The sequence below is a fragment of the Streptomyces geranii genome (assembly GCF_002954775.1).
Classification (GTDB): Bacteria; Actinomycetota; Actinomycetes; order Streptomycetales; family Streptomycetaceae; genus Streptomyces; species Streptomyces geranii.
The window spans coordinates 16,907-31,695 of record NZ_PJME01000037.1; the positions used below are offsets into that span (position 1 = coordinate 16,907).

The window sequence follows — 14,789 nt, forward strand, 5'->3', positions numbered from 1 at the left end:
TTGACAGCCCTTATGCCGCGCTTATAAACCTGTGAGACTCCTGGGGGTGATGAGGTGATGAGGTCTCTTCACTCCCTCCACCCCCCTCAGTTGCGCATTCCGTGAAGGGCAATCGTGTCCATATCCCGCCGTACCGCACGTTCCGTGCGATTTCTCGGTGTTGCCTCCGCCTCGGCCGCGCTCGCGCTGGGCGTCGCCGGCAACGCGTTCGCCTGCAACATCAGTGAGTTCTCCGCCGTCGCCAAGTGCGACGGCGACAAGGGTGTCATCAGCGTGACCGACAAGGACCCGTCGGGTACGCCCGCCACGGTCACCGTGTACCTGGGCGACAAGGTCATCGGCTCTGAGGACGTCGTGGGCACCCGTGAGGGCGTCACCGTCAACTTCTCGGAGGACTGGGCGCCGAACACGACGTACCGCGTCCACGTCAAGGCCGGCCGTCAGGTCGACGAGTACATCAAGGGTGACGTGACCACCCCGGGCGAGGCCTGCAAGACGGAGCCGACCCCGACTCCGACCCCGCCGGCCTCGGAGACCCCGGAGCCGTCCGAGTCCGCGACGCCGACCCCGTCGGCATCGGAGCCCGAGGAGTCGGCGACCCCGACCCCGTCGGCCGACGAGAGCACCCCGGGTGCCCCCGCCAGCAGCGTTCCGACGCCCGCGGGCGGCAGCTCCAACCTCGCGGAGACCGGCGCCAGTTCGAACACGGGCGTGATCGCCGGCATCGCGGCGGCCTTGGTCGCCGTCGGCGGCGGCGCCGTCTTCTTCGGCATGCGCCGTCGTGGGACGTCGAGCAACAACTGACGTTCCGCCAGTACGTTGTGGCCCGACCCCGGAGCGCCAAGTTCCAGGGGCCGGGCCACACCCCTGTAGTCAGGTCGTCACCCGAAGGTGGCCCTCTCTAGCCAGAACTCCAGCAGCTCCCGATCCCCGAGAACCTCCAACCGCGGGCTGTCCAGCGGCAGTCGGCGGTAGAAGGCGAGCAGGACGTCGGTGAGCGGCCCGCGCAGAGCGACGGTCGCCTTCTCATGCCCACGACGCCAGACGACACCGTCCTCGGTGAGTTCGACGAGCCACTCGGCGTTCAACTCGGGGGCGGCGTCCGTGGCATGGAGATGAATACTCCGCCCCGCCCCACGCAACTCCCGCGCCGCGTCGTGCGGATCGGTGCGCTGTACGAACTCGACGATCTGCAGCCACTCGTCGATGGCATCGGCGGCGATGTCGTCCGCGACCTCGTACGGCAGCCCGGCGGCAAGGGTCGCGTCGGCGCGGTGAACGGTGACCTCGTGGGCCATCCGCCGCGCCCAGAACCCCGAAGTGTGCACCCCGGCCCACGCCCACACCTTGGCGTCGGGCCCGGCCTCACGCAACGCCCCGACGACCAGCTCACCGGTCTCGGCGAGCCAGGCGTCCAACGCGGCGACATCCCCCTGAGCCTCGGGACCACCACCGAGAAATACCTGCGCCTCGTCGATCTCCTCCTCGGCCCGCGTACGCACCAACGCGTCCACCCACCGCAGGGCCCCACCCGTGTGCCGCACCAACTGCTCGAACGTCCAGTCGGGGCAGGTGGGCACGGTGGCGGACAGCTCGACACCGGAGGTGAGCACACCTCTCAACTGCCCGACCTGGTGGGCGATCTCATCGCAGTAGCGGCTGTGCGGGAGCGTCGTCATACCCAAAACCCTAGTGCCGGGGCACCTTCAGCCCGTTGGGGGTCCCCCCTCTGGGGGAGTTTGAGGACGAGCGCGTTCAGCGCGATAGGGGGGTCTGGGGGCGCAGCCCCCAGGAACGGGATGGGACGGGTAGGGGCGGCGGGGGCGAGAAAACCCAACCCCTCACCCAAGCACAACAGTCTCCCCCACCTCGAAGACCACCCCCACCACCTCCCCCAACTCCGGCGCCTCCCGCAACGCACAAGCCGCCTCCACCGAAGGTGCCCCCTCAGGCTGCAGCCGCACAGCGACATGCGTCCCCCGAAAGGTACGCGCGGCCACCACACACCGCAGCCCCTCCTCCACAGACACCAACCGCACCCCAGCAGGCCGCACCAACAACACCCGCACCCCCTGCGAACTCCCCTCGGGCACCGGCACCTTGCCCCACGCCGTATCCGCGACCTGCCCGCTCACCGTCCCCTCGACCACATTGTCGAAGCCGAGGAACCGAGCCACGAACTCATCGGCGGGCCGCTGCCAGACCTCAAGCGGTGTACCGGACTGGGCGATCAACCCGTCCCGCATCACGATCACCCGGTCGGCAAGGGCGAACGCCTCCCCCTGGTCATGGGTGACCGCAAGCACGGTCGTCCCCAACCGCCCGAAAAGCTCCCGGAGTTCGACGACAAGCCGCTCCCGCAACGAGCGGTCCAGCTGCCCCAGCGGCTCGTCGAGCATGAGCAACCGGGGCCGAGGCGCAAGGGCCCGGGCAAGAGCGACCCGCTGCTGCTCCCCACCGGACAACGCGGCAACAGCCCGCCCAGCGGCCCCCGGCAACCCCACCAGCTCCAACAACTCCCGCACCCGCAAGCCCTGTTGCTCCTTGGACACGTGATGCATACGCAGCCCGAAGCCGACATTCCCGCCGACATCGCGCTGCGGGAACAGCTGATGATCCTGGAACATCAGCCCGACCTCACGCTTGTGCGCGGGCACCCCGGCAAGGTCCCGCCCGTCGAGCAACACCCGCCCCGCGTCCAGGGGTTGAAGCCCGGCGACCACCCGCAGCAACGTCGACTTCCCGCTGCCGCTCGGCCCGAGCACGCACACGATCTCGTGCTCGGCGACATCGAGCCCGACCCCGTCGAGCACGGCCCGCGCCCCGAACCGTACGGTCGCGCCTTCGAGACTGAGCATGGTCATCGTCAGAACTCCCCGGTCCGGTCGGTCCGCAGCCGCTCCAGCACCAGCAGGGCCACCGCGCACACCACCATCAAGATCGTCGAAAGGGCCATCGCCTGGCCGTAGTTGAGGTCACCGGGACGGCCGAGGAGCCGGGCCACGGCGACCGGCAGGGTCGGGCTGTCGGGCCGCGCGATGAACACGGTCGCCCCGAACTCCCCCAGCGACACCGCGAACGCGAACCCGGCCGCGACCAGCAACGCCCGCCGCACGATGGGCAGATCGACCTCGCGCCAGACCCGCCAGGGCGACGCCCCGAGCACGGCAGCCGCCTCCCGGAGCCGCCCGTCCACGGCCCGCAGCACCGGCAGCATGGTCCGCACCACGAACGGCACCCCGACCAGCGCCTGCGCAAGCGGTACGAGGATCCAGCTGCTGCGCAGATCCAGCGGCGGCTCGTCGAGCGCGATGAGGAACCCGAACCCGACGGTCACCGCCGACACCCCGAGCGGCAGCATCAACAACGCGTCGAACCCTCGTACGATCCGCCCGGCATCGCGCCGGGTGAGCGCGACGGCGGCAAGCGACCCCACCACGACAGCGATACCGGTGGCGGCAAGGGCGTATTGAAGCGAGTTCCCGATGGCGGCGATAGGCGCGACCAGAAAGATCCCGGAGTCGTCGCTGGTGAGCGCCCTGTAGTAGCCGAGACCGGCCCCGCCAGCCGTGTCGAACGACCGCTGCACAAGAACCCCGAGCGGCAGCACGAGCAGCACGGCGATACTCACCAGCACCCCGCCCAGCAGCGCCCACTGCCCCCGCCCGCGCGGCCGGCGCGAGGTGATCTCCGGTGCCACGAGCCGCAGTACGCTCTCCCGCCGCCGTACCGTCCGGGCGTGCACGGCGAGGACCGCGCCCACGGCCACGAACTGGACGATCGTCAGGACAGCGGCCGTACCGAGGTCGAAGATCTCGGAGGTCTGCCGGTAGATCTCCACTTCGAGGGTGGCGAAGGTCGGGCCGCCGAGGATCTGCACGACCCCGAAGGAGGTGAAGGTGAAGAGGAAGACCATGAGCGCGGCGGCGGCGACGGCGGGCGCGAGAGCGGGCAGGGTGACCTGCCGCCAGGCCGCGAACCGCGAGGCCCCGAGCACCCGTGCGGCCTCCTCCTGCCGCGGGTCGAGCTGCGCCCAGAGCCCGCCGACGGTCCGCACGACGACCGCGTAGTTGAAGAAGACGTGCGCGAGCAGGATCGCCCACACGGTCGTGTCCAGCCGTACGCCCCACAGCTCGTCGAGCAGCCCGCCGCGCCCGAGCAGCGCCAGGAACGCCGTACCGACGACGACGGTCGGCAGCACGAACGGCACGGTCACCACGGCCCGCAGAATCTGCTTGCCCCTGAAATCGAAGCGCGCGAAGACATACGCGCCGGGGAGCGCGATCAGCAGCGTGAGCGCGGTGGACGCGAGCGCCTGCCAGCAGGTGAACCAGAGGACGTGCCGGATACCGGAGTCGGCCAGCACGTCCCCGACCTGCCCGAACCGCCAGACCCCGTCGACGTGGAGCCCACGGGCGACGATCGCGGCGACGGGGTAGGCGAAGAAGAGCGCGAAGAAGAAGACGGGCAGCGCGAGCAGGGCACCGCGCAGTACGGCACCCTTCGCGCGCCCGGCCGCCGGGGCTGTTCCTCGGGCGGCTACTTCAGTACGAGCGATGTCCACGACTTGACCCACTGGTCACGGTGTTCGGCGATCTTCGCGGGGGCCATGGTCTCGGGGTCCTTGGCCTGCGGCCCGTACTCGGTGAACTCGGCGGGCACCTGGGCGCCCTCCCGCACGGGGTACACGAACATGTTGAGCGGCATGTCCTCCTGGAAGGTCTTGCCGACGAGGAAGTCGAGCAGCGCCTTGCCACCGGTGGCGTTCTCGGCGTTGCTGAGCAGCCCCGCGTACTCGATCTGCCGGAAGCAGGTGCCGGTCGAGACCCCGGTCGGAGCGGTGCTCGGCTTCGGGTCGGCGAAGATCACCTCGGCGGGCGGCGAGGAGGCGTAGGAGACGACGAGCGGCCGGTCCCCCTTGGCCTTCTTGCCGCCGGCCGACCCGGAGAACTCCTCGTTGTACGCCTGCTCCCAGCCGTCGACGACCTTGACGCCGTTGGCCTTGAGCTTCGTCCAGTAGTCCTGCCAGCCGTCGTCGCCGTACTTGGCGGCGCTGCCGAGCAGGAAGCCGAGGCCGGGCGAGGAGGTGGAGGCGTTCTCGGTGACGAGGAGGTCCTTGTAGGCGGGCTTGATCAGATCGTCGTACGACTCGGGCGGGGTCAGCTTGTGCTCGCTGAACCAGGCCTTGTCGTAGTTGACGCAGATGTCGCCGGTGTCGATCGGCGTGACCCGGTGCTTGTCGTCGTCGGTGCGGTAGGCGGGCAGGATCGCGGCGGCGTCCTTCACCTCGTACGACTGGAAAAGCCCGTTGTCGAGCGCGCGGGAGAGGAGCGTGTTGTCGACGCCGAAGAAGACATCGCCCTGCGGGTTGTCCTTGGTCAGGATCGCCTTGTTGACGGCCTGCCCGGCGTCACCGTCCTTGAGGACCTTGACGGTGTACCCGGACTGCTTCTCGAAGGCGGCGAGGACATCCTTGGAGACGGCCCACGAGTCATGGCTGATGAGGGTGACGTTCTTGGACTCCGTCGCCGACCCGCTGGAACTGTCACCGCCGGACGACCCGCACGCGGACAGCGTGACAAGCCCGAGCGCGACGGCCACGGCGGTGGCCGCGAACGTGACCTGCTTGGTAGTGCTCACTGGACTTTTCCTCCTGGGATGACCAGGAAGAGACGCGGCCCTGCCCGGGACCCATGGCGGGTTCCGGGCAGGGCGCAACAGCTTGAGTGGTGACCGAACTTCCTACCCAGAATGACCTGGGCGAGGTTCAGAGGGTCTGCGGGCTGTCCCGCACTCTCAGCGCTGTGGCGCTCCCCTGTCGGAATATGAAGATATGTAGGTACGACGTAAGAGTACCGCCCGGTGGCCGCGGGCTACCGCCCGGTGCTCCCGACCTACCGCTCGGTGGCCGCGAGCTGTCCGCAAGCCCCGTCGATCTCCTGCCCCCGGGTGTCCCGCACGGTCACGGGCACCCCGTGCGCGGCGATGGCCTCGACGAACGCCTTCTCGTCCTCGGGCCGCGAGGCGGTCCACTTGGACCCCGGCGTCGGGTTCAGCGGGATCAGGTTGACGTGCACGGGCTTGCCCCGGAGCAGCCGCCCGAGCCGGTCACCGCGCCAGCCCTGGTCGTTGATGTCCCGGATCAGCGCGTACTCGATGGACAGCCGACGCCCCGACTTGGCCGCGTACTCCCACCCGGCATCGAGGACCTCGCGGACCTTCCAGCGGGTGTTGACGGGCACGAGGGTGTCGCGCAGCTCGTCGTCCGGTGCGTGCAGGGAGATGGCGAGCCGGCACTTGAAGCCCTCGTCGGAGAACCGGTTGATGGCCGGCACCAGCCCGACGGTCGAGACGGTGATCCCCCGCTGCGACAGCCCGAGCCCGTCCGGCTCGGGGTCGGTCAGCGCGCGGATGGCGCCGACGACGCGCTTGTAGTTGGCGAGGGGCTCGCCCATGCCCATGAAGACGATGTTGGACAGCCGCGCGGGCCCACCGGGAATCTCCCCGTCCCGCAGCGCACGCATGCCGTCGACGATCTGATGCACGATCTCGGCGGTGGACAGATTCCGGTCGAGACCGGCCTGCCCGGTCGCGCAGAACGGGCAGTTCATCCCGCACCCGGCCTGCGAGCTGATGCACATGGTCACCCGGTCCGGGTACCGCATGAGCACCGACTCGACGAGCGTCCCGTCGACCATCCGCCACAGGGTCTTGCGGGTGGTCTCCTGGTCGGTCGACAGATGCCGCACGACCGTCATCAGCTCGGGAAGCAGCGCTTCCTGGAGCTTGGCGCGCGAGGCGGCGGGGATGTCCGTCCACTCGGCCGGGTCGTGCGCGAGGCGCGCGAAGTAGTGCTGCGAGAGCTGCTTGGCACGAAACGGCTTCTCACCGATCGCGGCAACGGCCTCTTTACGCTCGGCGGGCGTGAGATCGGCGAGATGCCGCGGCGGCTTCTGGGCTCCGCGCGGGGCGACGAATGTGAGTTCTCCGGGCTTAGGCATGGCTGTACCAGTGTCGCAGATCGAATCGTGTGACCTGGAGCGCGAGGCGGGGGTGGTGGTCGTTGTTGGTCGTCTCTGGTCGTCATGGGTCCCCCTCGGACGGCCCAGAGACGGCCCGGCCTACCGTGACCTGGGGCGCGTGTGCGCTGGTAGAGCCCCTGTATGTACAGGCACAGCGACCCCGCTCGCCTTCTCGTGGTTCAGGTTGACGACATCTCGTGTGCAGGTAGCAAGACCATGTTCCCGGCGGTGCAGCAGCGGATAGCATGCCAGGGAGGACACCAGTGTTCGGGCAAAGACCGCGCGAGGGAAGGAACCAGGTGGACAAGCCGGAGCTGGTCAGCGACACCCTGGCGGTGGTGGTGCTGGGCGAGTTCGATCCACTTGTTGTCACGCCACGCTGGCTTCGACAGATGGATCTGATCGGCGCCGAGGACTACGAGTCCTATCGAACCGACCTCATCAGCTCCAATGGCACCCTCGTTCACCTCGGCTCGATTGACCTCAAAGTATTGCCAGACACTCTTGAGGTCAAAACCGATGCTATCGACGACGTAGAGGTAGCCAGAGATTTGGCTGCTGGGATCTTGCTTTCATCAGGAACCCCACGCATCAGCGCGATGGGCATCAACCGTGTAGTGCACTTCTCGGCAAGGTTCGAAGAGTGGCACGCTATCGGCGATGCTCTGACACCCAAGGATTTGTGGAATGACGTGCTGCACTTGCCGGGAATGGCGAACATCGGTATTTGCGCTGCACGAAACGACGGTTACAGCGGTTCCGTCAACATCCAGGTCCAGCCTTCCGTTGTAGTTCAGCCCGGCGTGTTCGTCTCAGTCAACGACCACCACACCCTCACCCAGGCGGCACCTCCCACCGGACGGACGGCACCTGCCCTTCCAGAGCAGACGAATCTAGATCGGTCGGTTGACAAGGTCGCCGTCGCCACAAAGATTTTGACCGAAGACTTCAGCAGCTCCCGCCTCCGCGCTCAGTCCATCATCGATCGCGTCGCATCCCTAGGGAGTGCGGCAAGGGGACGTCAATGAGGACCGCCACATCGTTCACTCCTCCTAGCCAAGCAGCCCAAAGCAGCTCACTGACTTCATCTGCTCTATCGGATTACGACGCTCCGAGGGCTCCGGTTGCCGCTGACCCCTCCAGACGACCTAGCGAAACCCAGACCCCCACCCAGTCGGAGCAGCCCCGCAGGAGCCCCTCGACTTGGAGCACCCACGCCCCCCATACACAGCCGATCATGCCGGGCACGCTCACCGGGCTAAACAAGTGGGAGGGAAAGATTCTCGCCGTCGACGAGGGATTCTTCACCGCAGAGCTGTACCCGATCGATCGCGAGGGAATATCCATCACAGCGGATTTTGATCGAGAATTGCTCGGCTCCGATGCTGCCAGCGCCGCGCCTGGCGACGTATTCTACCTATCAGTTCGCAAGGTAAGTTCTCCTGGAAAACGGCCGACCTTGACCGAGAGTCTACGACTTCGACGACTGGGCCGAATCACCCAAAAGGACGTACAAGACGTGTACGCCAAAGCTGACGCCCTCATGGAGCACCTTGAGCAGCTATTCGACTGAGCCGCCCTCACCCGACGCATTCGAGGTCTCTCTATTCGGCCCCGGTAAAGGTGAGTCCGTTGTCGTGCACCTCGGAGCACGACGATGGATAGTCGTGGATTCGTGTCGCGATCAACGAACTCGCAAGGTCGCTTCCCTGGATTATCTTCGCGGAATCGGCGTTGATCTCGCCACTGAGGTTCTCGCAGTGGTAGCAACTCACGCCCACGATGATCACTTCGACGGAATTGCAGAAACTGTCGAGGCTTGTTCTGCGGCCACCGTCGTCACGTCCCAGGCATTGATGACCCGCGAATTCCTTGCACTCGTCGTGGCCGATCACGATATCGCTGGAGTTACCAACACTGCCGCCTATAGCGAATATAGAAGAATTTTTGAAATTGTTAAACAGCGAAAAAATAGAATAGGTGTGCGCCCTTTACGTCGGGCCGAAGAGAACAAGGTGCTACTGGATCTCTCCACCCTGGGCACCGCGCCAGCCGCACGCGTAACCGCTCTATCCCCATCGGAGCATGCCGTCACTCGGGCCCTTGAAGCATTGGCGACTGATCACCTATACGAGATGGGCGAACGCACTCGCCGTTCGACTTACAACCCTAACGAGGCATCGATCGCCCTATGGGTGACCGCAGGCACGGTAAATGTGCTGCTTGGCGCAGACATCCTTAAGGGGCCTATGGGATGCGGTTGGGGGGCGGTCCTCCAGAGCTTCAACCCTACAGATCCCGCAACGCTTTACAAAGCCGCACACCATGGTTCCAGCACGTCTCACCACGACGGACTCTGGGATAAGCTATTGAGCGATATGCCGGTTGTACTGCTTGCACCCTTTCGCGGAGGCAGTGCAAACGTTCCCAACAATGACGAAATTAGATACTTCCTCCAACACACCGATAAGGCATGGATCACCTCGCCACGTCAACCCACTCCGAATGCAGCATTCAGGAGACAGGCGGCCAAGCTCGGCAGTATGGCAAAGAATCCCCGAGATCCCTACGGAGTTATTGGCCATCTTCGCGCACGAATTCCGCTGACTGGCGGAGTCTGGAAAGTTGACACCTTCGCCCCGGCCAATCCGCTCAAGGTTCCTATCTAAACTACCGAATCCACACGCGCTTGGTACGCATCACAAAAAAACCTACCGCCCCGGAAGAGGCACGAATCGGCGGAACCAACCGGCGAGGGTTAACGATAAGGGAAATGGGTGCAGCCTTGAAGAGGGGAGTACCCCTATAGTGCCTGCTCGCCATGGATGAGGGCCCGTCATGCGAGGCTTGGCCCCAACGATGGACCGACGGGGAGGGAGAACAGGTGTCTCAGGAGGTAAGCCCTCGGGGGACTTTCCTGAAGATTGCGTACGCGGTGAAGGCTCAGATTGCGGCGGAGCCGGGGATGACGGAGCTGCCATCGGCCTCAGAACTCGTACGTGATCACGGAGTCTCGCGCGGCGTAGTACTCCGGGCATTCGCAGCACTCCAGAAAGAGGGTGTTGCGGAGCCAGTTCCTGGCGGACGCTGGCGCGTGATCCGGGATGGACAGCGGACCGACAGCCGGCCGCTCGCGGAACGGCTCGTTGAGGTCATCGCGGATGACAAGCTGAAGGTGGGGGCAACCTTCCCGAGTGCTTCCGCCCTGTGCGAGAGGTTTGAGGTCTCGCGTCCGACGGTGACGAAGGCACTGGAGAAGCTGGAAGCTGCGGGATGGCTGTCCGAGGGAGGGCAGGGCAAGCTACGAACTGTGCGGGCCCTGCCGAATCGAGAGGAGCGTTCGTCACTTTGACGGGACTGACTGAGTGGGCGTACCCGCTCGCGGAATCGCTGCTGTCCGAGCCGCTGCCGCGTCGCTGGAAGCACTCGCTCGGAGTCGCTGAGAGGGCACGCACCATCGCTGCCGTCGTCGGCGAGGACGCGGAACTCTTGGAAGCGGCTGCGGTACTGCACGACATCGGTTACGCGCCGGACCTCGCCAAGACGGGGTTCCACCCGCTCGATGGTGCGCGCTACCTCCGGGACATCGCGCGGGCGGACGAACGGGTCGTGAACCTGGTAGCGCACCATTCCTGCGCGTGGATGGAGGCGGAAGCCCGGGGTCTGCGCGAGGAGCTTGAGGGTGAGTTCGCCCGCGAACCCGCCGGACTGAACGACGCACTTTGCTACTGCGATATGAATACGACGCCGGACGGTACGCCTACGAACCCCGTGGACCGGATCAACGAGATCACCGGCCGCTACGGGCCGGACAGCCTGATCGGCACGTTCATCCGCCGAGCCGAGCCGGAGATCCTCGCGACCACATCGCGCGTGCTCGAACGGGTCGCCGCCGCCAAGCGTCAGCCGATGTAGGGCGCCGTCCGCGTCTGATCCATCGCGTGCTCAATCCTGAGTTGCATGGTGGGGTGGATGTCGTACTGAGACAGGTCCGTTGGGTTGACCCAACGGACCTGAGTCGTTTCGTTGCTCGTACGGACGTCGCCGCCCACCGGCCGCGCGCGGAAGCACATGCTGAACTGCTGCCGGACCTCGCCGTCGTCGTACTGGAGCACGTGCGCGGGGTCGGTATAGATCCCGGACAGTTCGAGGACCTCCACCTTGATGCCGGTCTCTTCCCAGACTTCCCGCACCACGGTGTCGCTGATGAACTCGCCGGCGTCATGGCCCCCGCCCGGCAGTGCCCACCGGCCGTTGTCGGAACGCTTGATCAGGAGCACATGCCCTGCGGAGTTCTGTACGAACGCCACCACGGACGGAACGACTGAGTTGGCCGGCGGGGCGTCGGGGTTGTGGAAGTGGTCAATGCGTCCCATGGTCAGGCTCCTTTGAAGTCGGCTTCTGTTGCCTGGCGTGCTCCTCCCCAGGTCTGTTCGATGCTATTGGCGTAGGTGTCGAACAATCCGCCGCCGGGCATTCGTCGCAGGTGAAGGACGGGAGCCATGTAAGCGGCGACGCCGTAGACATGGGTGTTGACCAGGATCTCGTCATCCGCGCGGAACAGCGAGTTGTAGAGCGTGGCTTCGTGCAGCCGGAACCGTATCTCCGGGTGGCTCTCGAAGAGCGGGCGGTAGTTGACCAGGGCGTTGCGGATCTTGCCGTCCATGATCCCGTGTCCCTCATCGATGCCGCGCTGCTTCACTGCCGCGCACTTGGGATCTCCGAGCAGGATGCGCACCTGGGTCTGACCCATGTGTCCCCCGAGTTCCACCTTCTTTTTGAGGAGGCCGAGGAACTGGGGGTCTTCGGACAGGAACAGTCCCGAGTAGACGAGGACATCGAGGTACCTCTCAGCGCGCTCGTATATCTCGCGCCAGAGGCCGGACGGGACCAGGTGGCGGTGCGGGTAGACGGTGACGATTTCCGCCTTGCTGAGGTCCGCAGCGCTGTCCACAGCGCGGGTGTCATCCCACAGTGTCGTCACGTCCATCTTCAGCACCGACGCCGTGGCGTACTGGTGTCGCCGGTACGGCACCTTCCCCTGGGTGATCCACCGTTCCACGGTCTTCGGGTTGACGTCGATCTCTTCGGCCAGCCCCTGGACGGTCATGCCACGGGCCAACAGGGCTGACCGCAAACGCTCGTTGGACATCTGCTCTCCCGGTAGGACGTCTGGGACTTCTTGACGGTAGCTAGATGTCCCTGAGGTGTCCACGTATGGGGTGACCAACTCCCCCGACCTGCACCGATGCTGATGGTGCACCAAGAAGTCCCGGTGCGAAAACCAGGAAGTCCCGTCGCTGTACTTGACGGACCCCTATGCAGTACCTGTAAAACAGGTACTGCATAGCTGGAACGGAACAGCTCGTCAGGAAGGCGGCTTCGGCCGCTCGCCGCGAGCGTCCGCGATCGGCAGTTGCTTGAGAACTGAACAGCGTGATTCGAGAACAACGAACCTTGGCCCCTGCCCGGCCACAACGGGCGTACGCAGCGAAGCAGGCAGGGGCACGCGGCCCGCCGATCCGTCGGCGATGGCCCACCACCTACGACACCAGGAGCGCATGTGTTTGGCATGAAGTCGCAGGAGTCCGCCACCGACCTGACCTCCCCCGAAGCCGTCCAGGCCGGCCAGGAGGTCTACGACCGCATCACGTCCGGTGAGTGCACGGACGCGGTGGCGGAGCTGAACGTGGCCTACGGCCGCAACGGCTGACCAACCCACCACATCAACGGCGCGCGGCGCCCGGGGGGCTACCCGGGCGCCGCTTCGGGCCGTTTCCACCTGCTAGGGAGACCACGACCCATGAAGCACATCGTCACTGTTCAGGATGCTGTTACCGCGTTCGCCGACTGGATGGAGCCGACGGCCGCTGAGCTGGACGGCATCGAGCTCGAGATGCCGCTGATCCTCGCGCAGGTCCACCTGTTGGACGCGCAGATCATCACCATGGACCGCACCCCGACCGAGCTGGACGTGCGGCGTGTCCGCCGGGCCCGCCGCAAGGTGCTCGCCGCCGGCCGCACCCTCGCCAACACCACCGCCCCGTTCACTCCGGAGGTGGGCGCGTGAACACCACCACCTCACAGGCTCTCGCCGCCGCGCATGCGGAGGTGAAAGCGGAGATCGCCCGGACCGACACCAAGACCGGTCTGCTGCTCGCGTTCGTCGGCGCGGTCCTGGCCGGCACGTGGACCGTCGCCAAGGATGCCCCGCTGACCGTTCCCGCCTGTGTGGCAGGCGGTCTCGGTATGGGGCTGCTGGTCGCGGCGGCCGGCGTGCTGTTGTGGTCGGTACGTCCGAACCTGCGCGGGGGCCGTGGCTTCCCGCTGTGGGCCACGCTCACCCCCGAGCAGATCACCGCCGTGCTCGCTGAGGACAGGGGCGCGGACATCGCGGGCCTGTCCCGGATCGCGGTGGCCAAGTTCACGGGGCTGCGCCGCGCGGTCGACTGCACCCTGACCGGCGGCGCCCTGCTCATCCTCGCCGCCCTGCTCACCCTCGGGGGTGCGGCATGAAGGCCAAGACCGTCCTGCCCGCCGTCGCGATGACGGCCGTGTCCATGGTCCTCACCCTGGCCGTGGTCCTCATGTGGCTGGGCACGGCGGTGCCGTGGCCGGTCGCGCTGGTCGTCGGTCTCGGCATCGACGGCGGCTGGCTGGCCACCCTCGCCTACGAGCGCCGTCTCACAGCGCAGGGCGACCACAACCGCGCCGTGACCGCCGTCGGCTGGTCGTTCGGTCTGATCGCGGCCGGTGTCCTGGTCGCGCACGCGCTCACCGCAGAGCAGGGCACCGGCGCGTGGCTGGCCGTTGCCTGGTTGCCGATCGCGGCGAAGGCGCTGTGGCTCGTGCACGGACTGTGGGAGCGCACCGCGCTCACCCCGTCCGCCCTCGGAGCGATCCAGAGCATCCAGCAAGAGGCCCGTGACGAAGCAGCGGTGGCCCGCGCTCGGCTGAGGGCCGAAGCCTCGACCGAGGAGACGCGGCTGACGGCCGTGACGCAGGCCGGAGCCCGCGTCGCACGCGTCCAGGCCAAGACCGCCAAGTCCCTTGCCGGGGCGTGGTCGACGCTGGAAGCGGCACGGCAGGGAGATGACACCGGCAGGGCGCTGACCAGCGTGACGAGCCGCGTCACACCCGACGTCACACCCCGCTGGGAACTCCCCGTCTGGGGAGCCACACAGCCCGTGGGAACGCGCTCGCTGGAAGCGGTACCCGCGCTCACCGATCAGGAGCTTGACGACCTGGTCGACGAGATCCGGCACAGCCAGAACCCTGCCCTGTCGTATCGCGAGATGGCGATTCGTTTCCGTGCGGCCGGCCACTCCGCTTCCGAGGTCCGTCTTCGGGCGGCATGGAAGCGGGTTGCCTGATGTCCGCCGCGTACGGCAGGTGCTTCGACCCCACCGGCGCCCGCTACGGCGTCCCCACCTTCCCGTGGAAGTTCGCCCCCGACGACGAGCAGTTCGCCACCCGCCGCCAGTTACGGGCCAGGGGGCTGCGTCCGGGGGGCCAGCCGATAGCGGCGCAGGTCATGCGCGTCAACCGGCGGGCGGGCGGGGTGAGGGTCGCCTACCTGTACCGGATCGACCTCGCCAAGCCCGTCCGCCCGATGACGTCCCGCAAGTGGGGCGCCCTGGCGCTGGCGATGCTGGCCCGCCGCACCTGCCCGGAGTGCCGGGTGATCTACGGCTACTGCCTGCCGACGTCGCTCGGCATGTGTGTCCTGTGTGCCTTCCCCGAGCCGACCCCGAAAGAGGGCTGATC

Annotated in this window: 18 protein-coding genes; 11 read left to right on the forward strand and 7 right to left on the reverse strand. The window is 66.7% G+C overall.

Translation table 11 applies throughout. The annotated features are described in order from the left end of the window. Positions 1-114 precede the first annotated feature (114 nt). Entirely contained in the window at positions 115-804 is a 690-nt protein-coding gene (locus CW359_RS32140) for an LAETG motif-containing sortase-dependent surface protein (RefSeq protein ID WP_105973721.1), read from the forward strand. 77 nt (positions 805-881) lie between these two features. Here CW359_RS32140 and CW359_RS32145 read toward each other — a convergent pair whose 3' ends face one another. From CW359_RS32145 to rlmN, 5 genes are all read right to left on the reverse strand, one after another. Then, positions 882-1,679 (reverse strand): maleylpyruvate isomerase family mycothiol-dependent enzyme, encoded by a 798-nt coding sequence (locus CW359_RS32145; RefSeq protein WP_105973722.1) that lies wholly within the window; start codon positions 1,677-1,679, stop codon positions 882-884. Positions 1,680-1,841: 162 nt separating this feature from the next. Beyond that, positions 1,842-2,870 (reverse strand): ABC transporter ATP-binding protein, encoded by a 1,029-nt coding sequence (locus CW359_RS32150; RefSeq protein WP_105973788.1) that lies wholly within the window; start codon positions 2,868-2,870, stop codon positions 1,842-1,844. Then, positions 2,867-4,564, reverse strand: a complete 1,698-nt coding sequence (locus CW359_RS32155; RefSeq protein WP_105973723.1) for an ABC transporter permease — start codon at positions 4,562-4,564, stop codon at positions 2,867-2,869. Before CW359_RS32155 ends, CW359_RS32150 begins: the two co-directional genes overlap by 4 nt. Further along, on the reverse strand, positions 4,540-5,640 hold the full coding sequence (locus CW359_RS32160; protein WP_105973724.1) for a thiamine ABC transporter substrate-binding protein: 1,101 nt from the start codon (positions 5,638-5,640) through the stop codon (positions 4,540-4,542). Before CW359_RS32160 ends, CW359_RS32155 begins: the two co-directional genes overlap by 25 nt. Positions 5,641-5,894: 254 nt before the next feature. Beyond that, positions 5,895-7,001 carry a dual-specificity RNA methyltransferase RlmN gene (rlmN, locus tag CW359_RS32165; protein WP_105973725.1) on the reverse strand — a complete coding sequence of 369 codons (1,107 nt, stop codon included), beginning with the start codon at positions 6,999-7,001 and terminating at the stop codon, positions 5,895-5,897. Between the two features lie 320 nt (positions 7,002-7,321). On the opposite strand from rlmN, the gene CW359_RS32170 reads away from it, so the two are divergent. From CW359_RS32170 to CW359_RS32180, 5 genes are all read left to right on the forward strand, one after another. Continuing rightward, positions 7,322-8,050 (forward strand): hypothetical protein, encoded by a 729-nt coding sequence (locus tag CW359_RS32170; RefSeq protein ID WP_105973726.1) that lies wholly within the window; start codon positions 7,322-7,324, stop codon positions 8,048-8,050. Between the two features lie 209 nt (positions 8,051-8,259). Next, positions 8,260-8,595 (forward strand): hypothetical protein, encoded by a 336-nt coding sequence (locus CW359_RS45510; protein ID WP_157968687.1) that lies wholly within the window; start codon positions 8,260-8,262, stop codon positions 8,593-8,595. A gap of 94 nt (positions 8,596-8,689) precedes the next feature. After that, positions 8,690-9,691: a ComEC/Rec2 family competence protein gene (locus tag CW359_RS45515; RefSeq protein ID WP_157968688.1), complete on the forward strand. Its 1,002-nt coding sequence runs from the start codon at positions 8,690-8,692 to the stop codon at positions 9,689-9,691. 215 nt (positions 9,692-9,906) lie between these two features. Continuing rightward, positions 9,907-10,374 carry a GntR family transcriptional regulator gene (locus tag CW359_RS32175; protein ID WP_105973727.1) on the forward strand — a complete coding sequence of 156 codons (468 nt, stop codon included), beginning with the start codon at positions 9,907-9,909 and terminating at the stop codon, positions 10,372-10,374. Beyond that, on the forward strand, positions 10,371-10,937 hold the full coding sequence (locus tag CW359_RS32180) for an HD domain-containing protein (protein WP_232838707.1): 567 nt from the start codon (positions 10,371-10,373) through the stop codon (positions 10,935-10,937). The genes CW359_RS32175 and CW359_RS32180 overlap by 4 nt, the downstream gene beginning before the upstream one ends. On the opposite strand, the gene CW359_RS32185 is transcribed toward CW359_RS32180, so the two are convergent. Next, on the reverse strand, positions 10,925-11,398 hold the full coding sequence (locus CW359_RS32185) for an NUDIX domain-containing protein (protein WP_105973729.1): 474 nt from the start codon (positions 11,396-11,398) through the stop codon (positions 10,925-10,927). The two genes, CW359_RS32180 and CW359_RS32185, sit on opposite strands and share 13 nt — an antisense overlap. 2 nt (positions 11,399-11,400) lie before the next feature. After that, positions 11,401-12,174 carry a helix-turn-helix domain-containing protein gene (locus CW359_RS32190; protein WP_105973730.1) on the reverse strand — a complete coding sequence of 258 codons (774 nt, stop codon included), beginning with the start codon at positions 12,172-12,174 and terminating at the stop codon, positions 11,401-11,403. A gap of 420 nt (positions 12,175-12,594) precedes the next feature. Between CW359_RS32190 and CW359_RS46045 the strand changes: the two genes are divergently transcribed. The 5 genes from CW359_RS46045 to CW359_RS32210 all read left to right on the forward strand — a co-directional run bounded on the left by CW359_RS46045 (position 12,595) and on the right by CW359_RS32210 (position 14,787). Next, the gene (locus CW359_RS46045; RefSeq protein WP_198655477.1) at positions 12,595-12,735 is read left to right on the forward strand and encodes a hypothetical protein; all 141 of its coding nucleotides are present in this window, start codon (positions 12,595-12,597) and stop codon (positions 12,733-12,735) included. Between the two features lie 90 nt (positions 12,736-12,825). Then, positions 12,826-13,092, forward strand: coding sequence for a DUF6284 family protein (locus CW359_RS32195; RefSeq protein WP_105973731.1), 267 nt, complete (start codon positions 12,826-12,828; stop codon positions 13,090-13,092). Further along, on the forward strand, positions 13,089-13,538 hold the full coding sequence (locus CW359_RS32200) for a Pycsar system effector family protein (protein ID WP_105973732.1): 450 nt from the start codon (positions 13,089-13,091) through the stop codon (positions 13,536-13,538). Before CW359_RS32195 ends, CW359_RS32200 begins: the two co-directional genes overlap by 4 nt. Next, positions 13,535-14,395: a protein spdB gene (locus tag CW359_RS32205; protein WP_105973733.1), complete on the forward strand. Its 861-nt coding sequence runs from the start codon at positions 13,535-13,537 to the stop codon at positions 14,393-14,395. The genes CW359_RS32200 and CW359_RS32205 overlap by 4 nt, the downstream gene beginning before the upstream one ends. Continuing rightward, entirely contained in the window at positions 14,395-14,787 is a 393-nt protein-coding gene (locus CW359_RS32210; protein ID WP_105973734.1) for an RRQRL motif-containing zinc-binding protein, read from the forward strand. Before CW359_RS32205 ends, CW359_RS32210 begins: the two co-directional genes overlap by 1 nt. Positions 14,788-14,789 lie beyond the last annotated feature (2 nt).

Coding starts and splice junctions, on each gene's coding strand:
- CW359_RS32145 (WP_105973722.1), bottom strand. CDS start 1,679: ATGACGACGCTCCCGCACAGCCGCTACTGCGATGAGATCGCCCACCAG.
- rlmN (WP_105973725.1), bottom strand. CDS start 7,001: ATGCCTAAGCCCGGAGAACTCACATTCGTCGCCCCGCGCGGAGCCCAG.
- CW359_RS45510 (WP_157968687.1), top strand. CDS start 8,260: ATGCCGGGCACGCTCACCGGGCTAAACAAGTGGGAGGGAAAGATTCTC.
- CW359_RS32185 (WP_105973729.1), bottom strand. CDS start 11,398: ATGGGACGCATTGACCACTTCCACAACCCCGACGCCCCGCCGGCCAAC.
- CW359_RS32190 (WP_105973730.1), bottom strand. CDS start 12,174: ATGTCCAACGAGCGTTTGCGGTCAGCCCTGTTGGCCCGTGGCATGACC.
- CW359_RS46045 (WP_198655477.1), top strand. CDS start 12,595: ATGAAGTCGCAGGAGTCCGCCACCGACCTGACCTCCCCCGAAGCCGTC.
- CW359_RS32195 (WP_105973731.1), top strand. CDS start 12,826: ATGAAGCACATCGTCACTGTTCAGGATGCTGTTACCGCGTTCGCCGAC.
- CW359_RS32205 (WP_105973733.1), top strand. CDS start 13,535: ATGAAGGCCAAGACCGTCCTGCCCGCCGTCGCGATGACGGCCGTGTCC.
- CW359_RS32210 (WP_105973734.1), top strand. CDS start 14,395: ATGTCCGCCGCGTACGGCAGGTGCTTCGACCCCACCGGCGCCCGCTAC.